This is a genomic window from Desulfosporosinus sp. I2, assembly GCF_000960765.1.
Classification (GTDB): Bacteria; Bacillota; Desulfitobacteriia; order Desulfitobacteriales; family Desulfitobacteriaceae; genus Desulfosporosinus.
In genome coordinates this window covers 1-15,972 of sequence record NZ_JYNH01000106.1, presented here as the reverse complement: position 1 = coordinate 15,972, position 15,972 = coordinate 1, and the positions used below count along the sequence as shown (strand labels likewise).

At 42.3% G+C, this 15,972-nt stretch carries 16 protein-coding genes; 13 read left to right on the top strand and 3 right to left on the bottom strand.

Translation table 11 applies throughout. The features are described from left to right. Positions 1 to 451 precede the first annotated feature (451 nt). Both UF75_RS18790 and UF75_RS18785 read left to right on the top strand, forming a co-directional pair. Positions 452 to 637, top strand: coding sequence for a 4Fe-4S binding protein (locus UF75_RS18790; protein WP_045576100.1), 186 nt, complete (start codon positions 452 to 454; stop codon positions 635 to 637). 263 nt (positions 638 to 900) lie between these two features. Then, a complete protein-coding gene (locus UF75_RS18785; RefSeq protein ID WP_045576099.1) occupies positions 901 to 1,296 on the top strand; it encodes an HIT family protein in 396 nt (131 codons plus the stop codon). Positions 1,297 to 1,414: 118 nt separating this feature from the next. On the opposite strand, the gene UF75_RS27475 is transcribed toward UF75_RS18785, so the two are convergent. Beyond that, entirely contained in the window at positions 1,415 to 1,534 is a 120-nt protein-coding gene (locus UF75_RS27475; RefSeq protein ID WP_082075231.1) for a LysM domain-containing protein, read from the bottom strand. Positions 1,535 to 1,731: 197 nt separating this feature from the next. Here UF75_RS27475 and pduL point away from each other — a divergent pair, with 197 nt between their 5' ends. Next, positions 1,732 to 2,958, top strand: coding sequence for a phosphate propanoyltransferase (gene pduL / locus UF75_RS18780; RefSeq protein WP_045576098.1), 1,227 nt, complete (start codon positions 1,732 to 1,734; stop codon positions 2,956 to 2,958). A 105-nt stretch (positions 2,959 to 3,063) separates the two neighbouring features. Beyond that, complete coding sequence (locus UF75_RS18775) at positions 3,064 to 4,224, top strand: benzoate/H(+) symporter BenE family transporter (protein ID WP_045576097.1); 1,161 nt, start codon at positions 3,064 to 3,066, stop codon at positions 4,222 to 4,224. Positions 4,225 to 4,278: 54 nt separating this feature from the next. Here the strand turns inward: UF75_RS18775 and UF75_RS18770 are convergent, their stop codons facing one another. After that, positions 4,279 to 5,904 carry a D-aminoacylase gene (locus UF75_RS18770; RefSeq protein WP_045576096.1) on the bottom strand — a complete coding sequence of 542 codons (1,626 nt, stop codon included), beginning with the start codon at positions 5,902 to 5,904 and terminating at the stop codon, positions 4,279 to 4,281. A gap of 201 nt (positions 5,905 to 6,105) precedes the next feature. On the opposite strand from UF75_RS18770, the gene UF75_RS28500 reads away from it, so the two are divergent. The 5 genes from UF75_RS28500 (at position 6,106) to UF75_RS18745 (ending at position 10,784) form a co-directional block, all read left to right on the top strand. After that, entirely contained in the window at positions 6,106 to 6,372 is a 267-nt protein-coding gene (locus UF75_RS28500; RefSeq protein ID WP_348983078.1) for a peptidoglycan-binding domain-containing protein, read from the top strand. Between the two features lie 88 nt (positions 6,373 to 6,460). Then, complete coding sequence (locus UF75_RS18760; protein WP_045576095.1) at positions 6,461 to 7,333, top strand: radical SAM protein; 873 nt, start codon at positions 6,461 to 6,463, stop codon at positions 7,331 to 7,333. A gap of 347 nt (positions 7,334 to 7,680) precedes the next feature. Further along, positions 7,681 to 9,363 carry a methyl-accepting chemotaxis protein gene (locus UF75_RS18755; protein ID WP_242860332.1) on the top strand — a complete coding sequence of 561 codons (1,683 nt, stop codon included), beginning with the start codon at positions 7,681 to 7,683 and terminating at the stop codon, positions 9,361 to 9,363. A 302-nt stretch (positions 9,364 to 9,665) separates the two neighbouring features. After that, a complete protein-coding gene (locus UF75_RS18750) occupies positions 9,666 to 10,412 on the top strand; it encodes a DUF5714 domain-containing protein (protein WP_052693426.1) in 747 nt (248 codons plus the stop codon). Positions 10,413 to 10,439: 27 nt separating this feature from the next. Next, positions 10,440 to 10,784, top strand: coding sequence for a DsrE family protein (locus UF75_RS18745; protein WP_045576093.1), 345 nt, complete (start codon positions 10,440 to 10,442; stop codon positions 10,782 to 10,784). 122 nt (positions 10,785 to 10,906) lie between these two features. On the opposite strand, the gene UF75_RS18740 is transcribed toward UF75_RS18745, so the two are convergent. Further along, positions 10,907 to 12,115, bottom strand: a complete 1,209-nt coding sequence (locus UF75_RS18740; protein WP_045576092.1) for an FAD-dependent oxidoreductase — start codon at positions 12,113 to 12,115, stop codon at positions 10,907 to 10,909. A gap of 594 nt (positions 12,116 to 12,709) precedes the next feature. Here UF75_RS18740 and trxB point away from each other — a divergent pair. From trxB to UF75_RS18725, 4 genes are all read left to right on the top strand, one after another. Then, positions 12,710 to 13,996 (top strand): thioredoxin-disulfide reductase, encoded by a 1,287-nt coding sequence (gene trxB, locus UF75_RS18735; protein WP_045576091.1) that lies wholly within the window; start codon positions 12,710 to 12,712, stop codon positions 13,994 to 13,996. 65 nt (positions 13,997 to 14,061) lie between these two features. Then, a complete protein-coding gene (locus UF75_RS29275) occupies positions 14,062 to 14,214 on the top strand; it encodes a hypothetical protein (RefSeq protein ID WP_197079459.1) in 153 nt (50 codons plus the stop codon). Between the two features lie 53 nt (positions 14,215 to 14,267). Continuing rightward, positions 14,268 to 14,888, top strand: coding sequence for a methyltransferase domain-containing protein (locus UF75_RS18730; protein WP_045576090.1), 621 nt, complete (start codon positions 14,268 to 14,270; stop codon positions 14,886 to 14,888). A 285-nt stretch (positions 14,889 to 15,173) separates the two neighbouring features. Beyond that, positions 15,174 to 15,972: radical SAM protein (locus tag UF75_RS18725; RefSeq protein ID WP_156146511.1), on the top strand; the 799-nt coding region annotated here is incomplete at its 3' end.

Below are 15,972 nucleotides of genomic sequence, written 5' to 3'. Positions count from 1 at the left end.
TGTTCTTATACTAGTCAGAAAGTATAAACTTCGTTATTTACTTTCTGGAAGGTCCCTTCTCGCCATCACGGCGCCTTGCCATCCATGGCGGCGCTCTAATCTCGAACATCCTTGTTCGAGTCTTGGCTACAGGGACACTCGGCCAATCCACACTGCTGGAGTATGCGTAGTGAGTTGCAGTGTGGCGATAAGCTCATCCGCTTATCGTCGTGGCCAGCGTATAAGGGCAACTGAGGCGACGACACAGGACGTGTCTAGTGTCGAATGCGCCATGGATGGCTTAGCATTCGACCGGCCGCCTTCGCCAAGGCTAACTAGAAGGCTAATTCGTGCGAAGACAGTGTCTTCGCTCCGCTAAGCTAACACGTGCGAAGACAGTGTCTTCGGGCGCCAGCCAAGTAAGCGGATTATTGATTGGGTAAGAAATCTTTTAAAGAGGTGGATCAAAAAAATGAGAATTTCAGTTCAGAAAAGTCGCTGTCCCCAAAATCATCGTTGTCCTTCTATTAGAGTATGTCCTGCGGGAGCTTTGGAACAGAATGGTTTTGAGGCACCGATTGTCAATGAGGAGAAATGCATCAAGTGCAATCAATGTGTAAAGTATTGTCCGATGGGAGCAATACAGTCAAATGCTTAGATAAGAAATGACGCTAATCCTATTTTGTTAAGCATGCCCCGAACTATAGCTGGCTAGACAGCGAGTAGTAATATAGAAACAGCCAGAAATCTGGCTGTTTTTTCATTGTTAATCGGATGACCACTTCTTAGTAATTTTATTGCAACCGTTCAGAAAACTATTATACTCTAATTATGGGTTAATAACTTCCCTGCACCTAGCGTTCAAGTTCGCTGCGGTAACTTGTCTCACCTTCGAGCAGTTTGAGAGGGAGGAATACAGGAATGTCACAATGTATCTTTTGCAGATTAGAGAAGACAGAAATCCTTTTGGAAAACGAACTATCTAAGGCCTTCTTCGACAGATACCCTGTCAATGTAGGTCATGTTCTTGTTATCCCCAAAAGGCACCTAACAAATCTTTTTGAGGCAAGCTTAGAAGAAATGATAAGTCTTTGGAAGTTATGCGAAGAGGTCAAAGAGGAACTGAATAAGCGGTTCCAGCCCGATGGATTTAACCTTGGAATGAATATTGGGGCAGCTGCCGGCCAGACAATTTTTCACGCGCATGTTCACATCATTCCACGCTATCAAGGGGATGTTAAAGACCCGCGCGGTGGTATTCGTAAAATCAAGCAGAGTCATGTTCCATATCCGGGAGAGGGAGAAGGGCCCACTTAGAACTTAGTTTGGATTTCTGTATAAATTTTTGAATCCTCTGCACCTAGGTACCAAATGCAAATCCCACGGATGTTGTATTTATTGACTAAATTCAAAAGAGTACTAAACGAGAGGGCATCTACGAACCAAACCTCGTGATAGGATCAATGCCCGGGTTGGCAGCAAGTAAACTCGCAAGACTAATCTGGAATCTTAGAGCAATTTTGTAGAAGGTGTCACCTGCTTGGATTGTGTACATTTGATAGCCGGGTTGTGGTTGACTTTAAGAAGGAAGAGGTTCTCAAAGATAGTAAGGGGCCAGTGAATTCGGAGTAGTTTATAAGGGAATTTGTTTTTTGGGGATACAGCTTTCCGGAAAAGATTTCATATTATGCCTATTTACTATAAAATAGGATGTACTTAACTTATTAATCGATATTGGAGGTAGCTAGTGAAATGGAAATGAATGATGTAAAAAAAGTAGACTTTAAACGTGAAAAGAAATGGCTAGTTATGGTAGGCGTTTCTAGGGCCCATGTCCATCTTTCCCAAGAACATGTTGAAATTTTATATGGAAAGGGAAGTTCCCTTACAGTACTACGGGATTTAGGACAAGCTGGTCAATTTGCTGCTAAAGAGACAGTCAATGTTGTTGGGCCGAAGGGAGTTTTGCAACAAGTAAGAATTATTGGACCAGCACGCTCCCAAACCCAAGTTGAATTATCGCGCACAGAAACATTTCCATTAGGTATTAATGCACCGCTTAGAGATTCTGGAAGGCTGGAGAATACTCCTGGAGCAGTGCTAATTGGGCCAAAAGGAGTCGTGGTTCTGGACCATGGCTGTATTATTTCTAAAGCACATGTCCATATGCTGAGGAAGAACGCTGAAAAGTTAGATATCACCGAATCGGATAAAGTAAGTATTTTGATTAAAGGGGAAAAAACTGTTTGTTATCATGATGTTACAGTCCGTTTAGTAGACGAGGGGATCACGGAATTTCATATTGATACGGATGAGGCCAATGCAGCCTTTGCACACACGGGAGATATGGCCATGATTATACATAAGGAGATTATCGTTCGGGATAATTTTGGAAATATCATTGAGGTTGATTCCGATAACATTAAATTTGTTGAAGGCCAGGAGCCAAACGAGTATTATACTCAAGAGGGTATTCGTCTAATGGGCTCAGTCTTTGAATACCCTGAATCGGTTCAACAAGAAATTAAAGAAAAATTACTTAAACCACAAGACATTGCACCTAATAAATACTACGTAATCACAGCGATTGAAAGCAATAAAGTCTTTGGAATAGCTTGTTTTTATTGGATGCCAAACGTGAAGATGGCTTATTTAGAGCATCTTGGTATTACCCCTGAATATAAGGACCGGGGAATCGGAGTCTTTTTATTCCATCGAATCCGTACCCTCCTAGAAAAGAAACATCCCGAGATTGAGGGGATATTCCTCGAAGCAAGAAAAAACAAGGAACACCTCGATGATCGTAAACAATTTTTCCTCGACTTAGGCGCTATACCGATTGATACTGCTTTTTATTCCGCGAAAAAAACCAATACCGGTGAAGAATTTTCACTGATGTTTAAGCCTGAGACGTCGAATGCTAGGCTTGATACATCTACGATGGAAGTTGCTTTGCAAACGATCAGCAGAATCCTATAATGACCTTATTAAAGAAGGCTCATTCCTTAACCATAAATAAGCCAACCGAACGGGTTGGCTTATTTCAAGGTTAACGATAGGAGATTAATGTAGGGAGATTCAAGTATGAGTAGATTGAACGATTTAGATTATCGTAATATCTCGGCAGGAATTGCCTCTGGGCTTTTGGCAATAACAGGTCCACCGGCCATAATTTTAGAAGCTGCCTCAAAGGGTAACTTTACCACCACACAGACGATTCTTTGGATGTTCTCAGTCTACGTGTTCGGCGGGATTTTTAGTATTCTTATTCCACTTTATTATCGAATGCCGATCGTAGGAGCTCACTCGATTACCGGAGTTGCTTTTCTAACCACCGTTACGGTTCAATTTACCTATTCCCAGCTGATTGGTTCCTATCTTATGGCAGGTATGGTAATGCTCTTGATAGGCTATCTGGGTATTTTTTCAAGACTACTAGACTATGTACCTAAACAAATCATTGCAGTCATGTTAGCGGGAATGATTATGAAGTATATGGTTATTTTTATTACGTCCTTACACCAACTTCCACTAATTGGCGGAGTTTCCCTGCTGATCTATTTAATGTTTAGTAAATTTCGAACGCGGGTTCCTCCTATGGTAGCGGCAATAGGAATAGGGATGTTGCTCTTGCTTTTAACAGAACCCCTAAATAGCCCTCAATTGTCTATGTCGTTTGTGGTTCCGACTCTTCAAATTCCGGAATTTAAGGTCATGAGCTTTATCTCCGTTTCGATTCCTCTGGCCCTACTTATTTTAAGCAATGACGCAGCGGTTGGAATTGGAGCCTTAGAACAAAATGATTATCATCCCCCGGTGAATCGGGTCATAGCCTTAAGTGGCCTTTTTTCGATCCTCACGAGTTTCTTTGGAGGACAATCCGCCAATGTGGCGGGAATGATGTCAGCTATTTGTTCGGATAAAGAGGCAGGTCCGGAAGAGAAGCGATATATGGGAGCGGTTGTTTCAGGCTTCATCATCCTTCTGTTCGGTTTATTTGCATGGAAACTGGTACCCTTGATTCAGATTTTACCTAAGCCTTTTGTTTCAATCCTTGTTGGCTTTGCCCTTCTAGGTGTGTTCGGAAATAGTCTGTCTGTGGGCTTTTCGAAGCCGACCATGAAAATAAGTGCTGCCTTTACGTTGATTATCGCCGTGTCGGATATGACGATCTTTAATATTAGTGCACCGGTATGGTCTTTGGTTATTGGTACTTTTATTGCACGTTATGTCGAGGAAACTTAAGTATACTTGATGGCACAACTGAATCGTCTAAGCTCTTTAAACATAAGACGCAAGTCAGCGTTTTGCAAGAATCACTTTACCGGCTTCTGACGATAGTATTTCACCATTTGCCACAACGATTTGTCCATTGACTAACGTGTAATTAAGCCCAATAGGAAACTCGGAGGGCTTGTTATAATCCTCGGGAGCATTAATTTTCTCTGGTTCGAAGACGACCAGATCGGCACAATAGTCCGTTTTAACAAATCCCTTATTTGCTAAGTTTAACCTGCGAGCCGGGTCGCCCGTGATCTTTTTAATCCCTTGTTCCCAAGTCATCAGCTTTTTATCCCGAACATATTCACCCAAAAATTTAGGGTATGTGCCATATAAACGGGGATGTGGTTTCCCCGTAGGAATTCCATCCGAACCTATTTGACACAATGGGTGTTTGATCAAAGCGACAATATCATCTTCGGCAAAAAGATTATGCATGACCATGGAACAGCGACAATCATCTCTAATCAATAGTTCAGCGATTTGATCAATAATTTCATGAACGAATTCGATTGGATTTTGACCAGTTTTTTTAACTAATTGAGCCGCAGTCTGGCCTTCAGCCCATTTGTTTTGCTGGTTAAACATCGAACTAATCATAATATTGGACCATCCCACCATTCCCACAAAGTTATCCCAACCTAGGTAATCGGGTCCGTTATCTTTTAATTCTTCCTTTAACCTAGTTCGCAGTTGCGGGTCCTTTAGCCTACGGATAATTTCAGGACCACCGCCCTCCTTGGCCCAAGGGGGTAGAATCTGAGATAAAAGTGTACTACCGGCTCGATAAGGGTGCTCATCAAAAGTGACATCAACACCATCGAGCCTAGCTTGTTCAACCATTTCAATTAATTCCTGACCAGTAATGCCATACTTTTGATTAGCGTAGGAGCGCATATGGGAAATTTGCAACTTAACGCCGGAGTCTTTGGCGACAGCTATGGCTTCTGCCATTCCCTCACGAACTTGGCGTGAGTGGCTGCGAATATGAATCATCATGATGCCATTATGAGCGGCAACTACAGAACTTAAAGTGACAAGTTCTTGTTTAGGGGCAAACATTCCCGGCAAGTAAGCTAAACCGTAGGAGATTCCTAGAGAACCCTGTGACATAGCTTCGTCCACGATCATGCTCATCCTCGTAAGATCCTTTTCTGAAGGAAGGACATCTTTTAACCCTAAAACTTGGGCCCTAACAGCCCCATGTCCAATTAAAGCCGCATAATTGTTCGGCTTTTTTGCTTTCTCTAAGTCACTCAAGAATGATGAAAAATTGGGCCAGTTCCAGGTTTGTGGTCCATTTCCTAAGATAGGAGTTAGGTAGTTACGCCAGTCAAGCATCGTTTCTGTATAGGGAGCAGAGCCGAGACCACACTGTCCAATTAATTCTGTTGTTACACCTTGTCTAATCTTACTCTCGCGAATTGGGCCGGACGTAAACGGTACCAAATCACTATGACTATGCACATCAATAAACCCTGGAGCAACTATTTTATGAGTGGCATCGATAACGGAGTTAGCGTCAGTTGATAGACCTTTCGCAATCTCAACAATCTTCCCATCCTTAATTCCAATGTCATTTTGACAGGACGTGTCTCCTGTACCATCCAAAACTAAGCCACCTATGATTGCAATATCTAACATCAACAACAAAACCTTTCAAAATTGATACATACAAGTTTACTAGAATATATCAACCGAAACAAGGGGACACGAAACAAGGGGACAGGTGCGTTGTTTCATGGACAATTAACATTGCAGAAACAAGGGGACAGGTGCGTTGTTTCATGGACAATTAACATTGCAGGAAATCAGACATATTCTAGAAAAAAGGAGGACTCTAATTTGCATAAACACATACTTACCCATGGACAATCACAATGTCCTTTATTAAGAGATGGTTCTTCGGGTGGTTACGTCAAAAAATTACAAGGTATGTTATTGGCGGCTGGTTTTGATCCTGGGAAAATTGACGGGGTTTTTGGACCACTTACTAGAGCGGCTGTTCTTGCATTCCAAAAGAGTAAGGGACTGGTACAAGATGGAATCGTCGGTAAAATGACTTGGACCGCATTGGGCGTCAATTTTCAAAGGTATGCAGGAGATTATTAGCTATCTGGTTAACAAAAGAAAGAATACTAAAATAACGTTTGTAAGGGCTAGAGCTTGCGAATTGTCCATTAGAGAGGAGCTTAAAAAGATGCGTTACGAAGGAACCGTCTATCGTCCACCTAGTGAAGCCGAAAGTTTACTAATTCAAGCAACTATTGGCTGTCCCCATAATAAATGTACTTTTTGTGGTATGTATAGAACAACGAAATTTCGAATTCGGCCCGTATCAGATATTAAAGAAGACCTTCAAACAGCCCGAAATTATCATGGCGAAAAGGTTCAATCGATCTTCTTTCCTGATGGGAACACGATATTAATGAAAACAGACCAGCTTGAAGAAATCCTTTGCTATGCCCAAGAAATGTTTCCCTACTTAAAGCGTATGACGGTCTATGGCTCTGCTAAATACCTCAAATTAAAAAGTCTAAAGGAGTTACGCCGTCTTAAAGCAGCTGGCTTGACCCGTATACACTCCGGAATGGAGAGTGGAGACGACGAAGTTCTACTAAGAATTAGAAAAGGGTTTACAGCCGCAGAAATGATCGAAGAAGGCCTCAAGGTGAGAGGGGCAGGTATCGAACTGAGCGAATATATCCTTATAGGGATTGGTGGACGTGAACGCACATATGAACATGCTATTGAAAGCGCCCGGGTACTCAATGCATTTACCCCAGACTTTGTAAGATTACGAACTTATGTTCCTTGGAAGGGAACCCCTCTTTATGAAGATCATCTACAAGGGCACTTCCACCTACTTACCCCCCATGAAGCCTTAGAAGAAACTCATCTGTTAGTTGCTAACTTAGCCGGTCCTTTCCAACTACTCAGTGATCATGTCTCGAATTTTGCATGGGTAAATGGAAACATACCTAAAGACAAACCAGAAATATTAGAAACGCTAAATCAGCTCTTGTCTTTACCAGAAAATAAATTTAGTCAGGTGGACTCTCGCTACCTTTAAAGATTACGCGGATATCTCATTATCTCCACCCCATTGAGCCATAACACTGCTTAAGTGTTATGGCTCACCTTTACTTAGATTTGGATAAAGGGCAGTAGTATGTCTAGCTTCAAAGGACTTAGACGACCACGGTAGAGGTTTGGAACATCTCCTCAAGACTTAATTCAACAATCAAGGCTCTAGGCACTTCTTGTTTGAATATGTAAAATAAATTGTAAATGCAGGATTTTAAGGAGAAACGTTGAATATTTAAATAATATGAAATTATTTCGCAAATTAAAATTATTATTACCAGCTATGTGTATATTCTGTTCTAGAACTTTTGGAGAGAAGGGGTGGAATTTAATTTGAGTATCAAAAGCAAACTGGTCCTTGTCATTGTGCTTTTAGTATTTTTAGCAACCTCAGTGATTACAGCATTTTCAATTAGCACTTTTCGCAGTGGGATTATTACTGTAGCCCAAGAAAAGTTACCGTCTGATCTTGCACTCGGTAAATTGATTATCGATAAGTCGTTTCCAGGGGAGTGGTCGATTAAAGATAACAAACTTTACAAGGGCGAAAATGTCATAAATGACACTACTATTGTTGACCAAATTGGGGAATTAGCGAATGATAATGTGACAATTTTCCAGGGTAACACTCGTATAGCCACAAACGTTAAAAAAGCGGATGGGACACGGGCAGTTGGGACTACTGTGGCACCTGAAGTGGAACAAGTTACCCTTAAGGAGGGTAAAACGTACACTGGAGAAGCGGTTGTAGTTGGTGTAATAAATCAGACGATATATGAACCAATCAAGGATAAACAAGGTAATATCATAGGTATGATGTTTATCGGAGTGCCAAGTTCATTGATTAACATGTTGGTGGAAAGACTTACAACTCAAATTATTATTTTTATTCTAATCGAACTTCTAATAGCGGCTGTGTTAATCTGGGTTATAGTATCTCGCTCTCTTAGACGACTGCATAATATTGTCAAGGCAGCAGATCAAGTCGCGCAGGGAAATATGTCAATAGAATCGCTCAATTCTATTGAAAAGGACGAATTTGGGCAATTAAGTAGATCCTTTAATACTATGAGTTTAAATCTAAGGAATCTAGTACAACGTGTATATGATTCATCTGAGCAAGTTGCTGAATCTTCTCGAGACATGTTAAAAATAACTGAGCAAAGTTCCGAAGCTTCTACACAGATTGCGCTATCAATCGAGAAGGTGGCTACCGGATCTGAAAGCCAAGTAAGTACCATAGCTGAGACTGCTAATGCTATCGAACAGCTATCAGCAAGAACTCAGCAGGTTGCTGCTTCGAGTAATGATATTGCTTTATTGACGGCTAGGACAGCCCAAACAACTGATAAGGGTCAAGAAGCTATTAATAAGGTTATTATGCAGATGGATAGCATTAATCAGAAAACAGGGCAAGTTCAACAGTCCGTTCAGAAGTTGGCAGAAAGTTCGGACCAGATCAGTGAAATTATTAATGTTATTACTGGAATAACAGAGCAAACCAATCTTCTCGCTCTCAATGCTGCGATTGAAGCAGCGCGCGCCGGGGAACAAGGGCGAGGATTTGCTGTAGTTGCTGATGAAGTTAGAAAACTAGCTGAGCAATCAAAGGAAGCAGCCCAACAGATTGCGTTGTTAATACAAGCTAACGGGGAAAATATTCATGAAGCCGTAATGGCTATGGACAGTGAAATAAAAGATGTACAAGCTGGAATTGGTATAGTAGATACTGCTGGAAAGTCATTTTTAGAAATCACAGAACTGGTTCTGCAAGTGTCTAATCAATTGCAAGAAATATCGGCTACAACTCAAGAAATGGCTAGCGGTACAGAGCAACTCGTTTCTTCCATTCAAGACATTGATCGAATCAGTCAAGTTACGGCACAGCAGACACAAACTGTATCTGCTGCTATAGAAGAACAAACTGCGTCCCTTGAACAAATAAATATATCTAGTAATGGATTAGTTGCTATGGTTAATGACCTTCAAAAGAACTTAAGTACTTTTAAGCTATAGGATTTAACAGAAGGAAAACAGGGGGACAGGTGCAATGTTTCAGTAATGAACTTGAAACAGCGCACCTGTCCCCCTGTTTCCCCCAGTAATGAACTTGAAACAGCGCACCTGTCCCCCTGTTTCGAAACAGCGCACCTGTCCCCCTGTTTCATGAACTTGAAACAGCGCACCTGTCCCCCTGTTTCCTCTGTCCCCCTGTTTCCCCCTGTTTCGCATGAAGCAGTTTACAAATCATTCTAAGATGATATACTAAATAATACGTACCCCTGTGGGGTATGCGAATTATTGCGGGGTGAATTGTTTTGATAGAGCTAAAAGTGCAAACAACAGAGGAACAGATCAAGCATTCTGAAGGTTGCCTGATCTGTGGCAGAGAACTTATCTACGCTGAGACCGGTAATATGCAAAAATGTATTTACTGCGGCAAAGATCAACATAGCAACATCATCTGCCCGGACGGTCATTTTATTTGTGATAAATGCCATCGGGCTAACGGTACACGAATGATCGAAGTTATCTTAGAGAAAACTACTCTGACTAACCCAATTGAATTGGCTCGGGAGATTATGGGGACACCAGCGTTTCATATGCATGGTCCTGAACACCATCAATTAGTACCTGCCACCCTATTGGTGACCCTGCGCAATTTAGGTATAGCCATTGAAACTGCCCAAATTGAGGATGCCATCGTTCGCTCCGGTCAATTACCGGGCGGTATCTGCGGTAGTTGGGGTAGCTGCGGGGCTGCTTTAGGGGCGGGTATAGGGTTAAGTGTCTTAAGACATTTAACGTCACTTAAAAAAGAAGGTTGGGGTGAAACCAACCGAGATACTGGAGAAATTCTTCAGCGGGTCGGGGCTTACGGAGGTCCGCGTTGTTGCAAACGAAGCACCTATTCGGCACTACTAGCAGCCATTGATATTTTGGAACGCGAAGAGTTGGCCAAGTTCCCACAAGAAGCTCATGCCACTCCGAAATGTAAAGATTTCTGGCGCAATAAACAATGTCTCAAATTAGAGTGCCCTTATTATCCTCAAAAGAATAAATAATTTTATTTAAGGGGGACTGAAAGCATCATGGCATCGTTAGCTGACAAAATGCTTATTCTTAAAGGAGAACGAATGGGGGAGGGGGACCTCGAACTTGGACACAAAATGATGAGAGGATTTCTCAAAATGTTGTCCAAACAATCAATTAAGCCAAAATCAATCTTTTTCTTAGGGGATAGTGTACGCCTGGCAACTAAGAACTCGCAGGTGTTGGAGTTTTTACAACAAATTCAAGAGGATGGAGTCGAACTTCTTCTTTGTAAAGCAGCTGTAGAATGGTATCAAATTGAGGGGGAAATCGCAATCGGCAAAGTAACCTCCACTGGTTTATGGCTTGAACGCTTAGGTTCACTGGAAGTGATATCACTTTAAGAAACAACCGTCAGAGAGGCTAGGGATATTGCCACACTGGTTGTTGAAAATAAAAAGCGCTCAAATTCATCCAGAATTTGAGCGCTTTTGCATACCTCACCTTAATTATCCTAAAAGAACTCTTAGGGCAAATAGGAACGACCTGTTCTAACTTTCCACATAAAGTATTTTTCAAAGAGCCGTTTGTTAATATCATAGAAGATATTGGGAATCATGACCGCAAATTGTCGGGGTTTAAACAAGTGATTGCTAACAATAATAACTTCTTTGTGACCAGCATCCATAATACATAAGCCCGGAATTTTGCCGAACGGCTTCGACTGGAGATCATTACGCCCTTCAATCAGGCGTTTAATATTCTCAGCAGCGACCTTTCCGGCTTCATCGGAAGGATAACCAGTTTTAGGAACATTGAGAGGGACTTTGCCAGGTTTGAACGGTGGTGGAACATCCACAGCAATTCCTGCGGCAAAAATGTTTGGGAACTCTTTGTGCTGATAGGAATCGTGTGTGGGAATAAACCCTCTAGGATTTGCAAGGCCTTCAGAATCCCTGATCACTTTCGCCCCCATAAATGCCGGCATGATCATAGAGAATTTGTAAGGGATGACTTTGCCTCCTTTTAGGTAGACTTTTTCCTTGTCAACTTTTTCAATCGCTGCTTCGGTAATATATTTGATATTAAACATTTTCATAAAACCCTTAAGCATACCTTCCCCGCCGGCAATTCCCTCGATCCCGAAGTGCCCTAAGAAAGGTTCTGGTGTTATCCAGTAGAGATCCGCTTTTTTCCGAACTCCATTTTTACGCAGAGCATATTCCATATTAAAGAGGAATTCATACGCTGCTCCGGCACAACCTGCTGCTGGTGCCGCGCCAATCACAACAGTACCGGGATTTTTCAAAAACTCTTTCCAGTGCTTACGGGCCTCTAGGGCGCTCTTCGGATTACAAATACACTCAACGTTACCCTTATTGGGACCTAAACCCTCTACTGCATCAAAATCAAGATCGGGGCCAGTAGCAACGACAAGATAATCATAATCGATAACCCCTTGACTAGTCTCCACTTTGTTTTCTTTCGGCAGGATCTTAGTCGCTTCGGCATGCATGAACTCAACGCCGGCTTTACTTAAGATTGGTCTCAAAGGCGCAGTAACATCTTCAACTTCCCTCCAACCGAAGGGGACCCAAATCATAGATGGGATAAAAACGAAGTTATCAGTTTTCGAAATCATTAAAACTTTATGCTCAGGGCCTAGTTTGCGTCTTGCTTCTAACGCTGCCGTCAGTCCTGCAAAGCTGCCACCTATCACTACAATTTTTGCCATAGAATAATTCCTCCAATCGAATCGACTTATTACCCCGTATACTAGGGGGGAGTAATTTTATTTACAATATAACTTATTTAAGTGTTTTTATCAATGGAAAATTGTAACTGTCAGTTCAAAGGTTGCTCGAGATCGAGATAGATCAAGGCAACAGGTTCTAGAAACCTTGGCTGAAAGATTTAGCCAAGGTGGTCTCAGGAGTAGTGTAATTTCAGCCTTAGTAATAGAAGAGAGCATTGACTATACCCATACGGGGTATTATAATGGTAAAAGATAATATAAAAATTGGATTTCTTATTAAGTGAGAGATCGAAAAGGGGGAACTAAATTGGCAAGAAGCATTTCATTCGGTGATTTTGCCATTGTGGCCTGTGGAAAGGCAATTGGAAATAGCTAAAAAGTTCCAAGAAAGTAATTGTGGTCTATGAGTGCCTGACATCCAGAATAAATAATCATCCATAAGATAAACTATAATTGTGAAAGGGTTAACCGATGAAAGTGAGGTAATATATTTGTAAGAAGATAATATACCCATCCGAGGTATAGGGAATATGGAGGATAATATTTATCAGTAAATCAAAAGGAGAGAGATCAATGAGTGACCGTATTCTTCATTTATCAGCAGAAAAGTTTGAAGATGAATTGCAAAGCTTTAAGGGGTTAATTGCCCTCGACTTTTTTTCCGAGGATTGTCCTCCTTGTGCCCAACTGGCACCGATTTATGAGAGAATGGCGGAAAAATTTCCCGATGTCAAATTCGTAAAAATGTTGCGCCAAGCGAATCGCCCGCTAGCCGAAAAATTCGGTGTCAAAGGAAGCCCGACCGTTTTGTTTTTCCACAATGGAGAAGAAGTTGGGCAGCGTTTAAGTGGGTATATCTCCATAACACAAGCGCGTTTGACTTTTGAAAGTTTATTAGGAATTAAGCCTGAACAGATCGTCAAAGAAAAGGTCAGCGCGGATGTCTTGATTTTGGGGGGAGGGCCTGCCGGCTTGACAGCAGCTACCTATGCGTCGCGTGCTAAATTAAATGTAATCATTATAGAGGAAGGCCTAGCCGGAGGGCAAGCGGCAACCACGTATCATATAGCCAATTACCCAGGGACGCCAGGGGTTCTTGGTGGAAAAGAACTAATGAGTAACATGATAGAGCAAGCTAAGGGTTTTGGAACGGAAATCCATGATCTCAAAGAAGTTGTGAGTCTGGATCTTAATCGGGATATGAAACAGATCATAACAGAAGACATCGAATATGAGGCTCCAGTGGTAATTTTAGCGACTGGTGCGGAATCCCGACGCCTCCCTGCTGAAGGAGAAGCAGATTTCCGAGGAAATGGTATTCATTACTGTGCCACTTGTGATGGCGCTATGTACCAAGACGCCGAGGAAGTTGTCGTTATCGGTGGTGGAAACTCGGCGGTTGAAGAAGCTGTATACCTGACTAAATTCGCCAAACACGTCACGATCATTCATCAATTTGATCATTTCCAAGCGTCCAGAACTGCTCAAGAGGAAGCAACTGCCAACCAAAAAATTAACGTGATTTGGGATTCTGAAGTTCGGTCCATTGTTGGAGAAAAACATTTGACCGGTGTGGTAATAGAAAACATCAAAACTCATTCTCTAAGCACGGTGAAGGCTAATGGGGTTTTTGTTTATATTGGCATGCAACCTCGAACAACAAGTTTTGCAGATCAAATCAAGCTTAATCAATGGGGATATGTCGAAGCTGACGATGAAATGCGCACCAATTTGCCAGGTGTCTTTGTAGCAGGGGATGTCCGAAGTAAAACGGTTCGTCAAGTAGCTACGGCTGTGGGTGATGGAGCGGTTGCTGCCGTTAATGCTGAACGGTATCTTGCAAACCGAAAGCAGAGTTAAAGCATGTTCTATGTCGCCTTAGGGAATACTATTTTAAGGTCAAACTATACAAGGAGGGTTATTAAATGGGAACTATTAATCTAACGCCAGAGGAAGTTAAAGTAATTTTGAGTTCAATTGAGAATTGTCTTAAGACGTGCAAGGAGGGTGGAACCGGCACGGGGTGCCCCGATTGCACGAAACTTCAAGGGGTTAAGGAGAAGCTTACGGCAATGTAGTGACAAAGACTGAAATTATTTAGAGGGTGCAGACTGATTTAAAGGTGTGATGAGTGACGGCACTGGAAATTATCAAGAGATATACGGAAGAGGATGAAAATTCCAATTTGAGTTGTGGTGGAAATATCATGTTTCTGGATTTGCATCCGGGTGAAAAAGTTCTGGATCTTGGATGCGGTCGGGGAGCAGAAACTCTGCAAGCTGCAACACTAGTTGGTGGGGACGGATTTGTTTGGGGGTTAGATATTACCCCAAAAATGCTTGAAAGAGCCCAAGAACATGCGGACCAAGTGTTGTTCAAGAATGTAGACTTTTTGTTAGCATCAATGGACAAAATTCCGCTCAAGGATGCCAGCTTGGATGCTGTGCTCAGCAATTGTGCCATTAATCATGTACAAGATAAAATGGCTGTTTACCGTGAAATTCATCGTCTCCTTAAAACTGGTGGTCGGTTTGTCGTTTCGGACATTATGACGGATGCCCCTCTTCCCCCCGAGGTTAAGCAGGATCCGGAAGCAGTTGCGGCCTGTTTCGGAGGGGCCATCACAATTCAGGAATATGAAGAGATTTTGGTAGCGGCAGGATTTGACAGAATAGAGATATTCAAAGAACGTCGTTATGTCAAGAATGGGTACGAAATGATCAGTCGTACTTTCCATGGAGAAAAAAGTTAAAAGCAAATCCAAGAAAGGGGGTGAAATCATTGCGTCCAATCAGCAAAACATCTTCAACTTGCTGTACAAGTTTAGCCTTGAACGTAGCACAATGCTGCTCTAAATCATCTCAAATCGTCGCGGGTTGCCACGACTGATTTTGATTGGCGGCAGAACGATCTGCCGCCTTCGCCAAGGCTAACTAGAAGGCTAATTCGTGCGAAGACAGTGTCTTCGCTCCGATAAGCTAACACGTGCGAAGACAGTGTCTGCAAGAAGAGTAATCCGTGCAAAAACAGTGTTTTCGTGGGCGCCAGCCAAGTTTTCTTAAATGATGAACGTTTAGAAAAGAGTGGAGACATGTATTTTAGCCGTTATAACCTGATCTTACCGATGAAAGAAAACCCAGAATTCCCTTATGCCATCATGAATTCCTTGTCAGGTGGGTTTGATCTTGTACAAGCTCAGGAGTATGATAAACTTCAAAGCTTAAAACGCGGAGACAATTTGGAGGACGAAGCGTTTCTTCAGTATTTAAGCGAGCGCGGTTATCTTTATTCTGATGAGCAAGCCGAGAAGAATCGGTTAGAGGCCCGCTGGCCTGAATTCAGAGAGGCTTTGGAGGAGACTGCACCTCAGGTCCTCCTAGTTCCGACCTATGCTTGTAATTTAGCCTGCCCTTATTGCTATCAAAATGGGATTAAACACAAAACTCAACTGATGAAACGAGACGTCGCAGATGCCTTCTTTGATCATCTAAAGGTTCAATTTCCGGATCAAAAGCCTTTCATTACTTTATTTGGTGGGGAAGCCTTGAATGCATCACCACAGCAGAAAGACATCATCGATTATATCGTCAAAAAGGCCGCCCAAGGGGGCTATGCGATTACGGCAGTCACTAATGGCTACGATTTACTAGCATATTTGGATATACTTCAACAGGCCACAGTCAAGGAAATACAGATCACCTTAGATGGACCTCGGGAAGTTCATGACCAACGTCGCCATACTGCAGGTGGGCAGGGAACGTATGACAAAATTATGCTTGGGGTTACGGAAGCGGTTCGGCGGGAGATCCCTGATAAATCTGAGGGTGGTTTTAGAT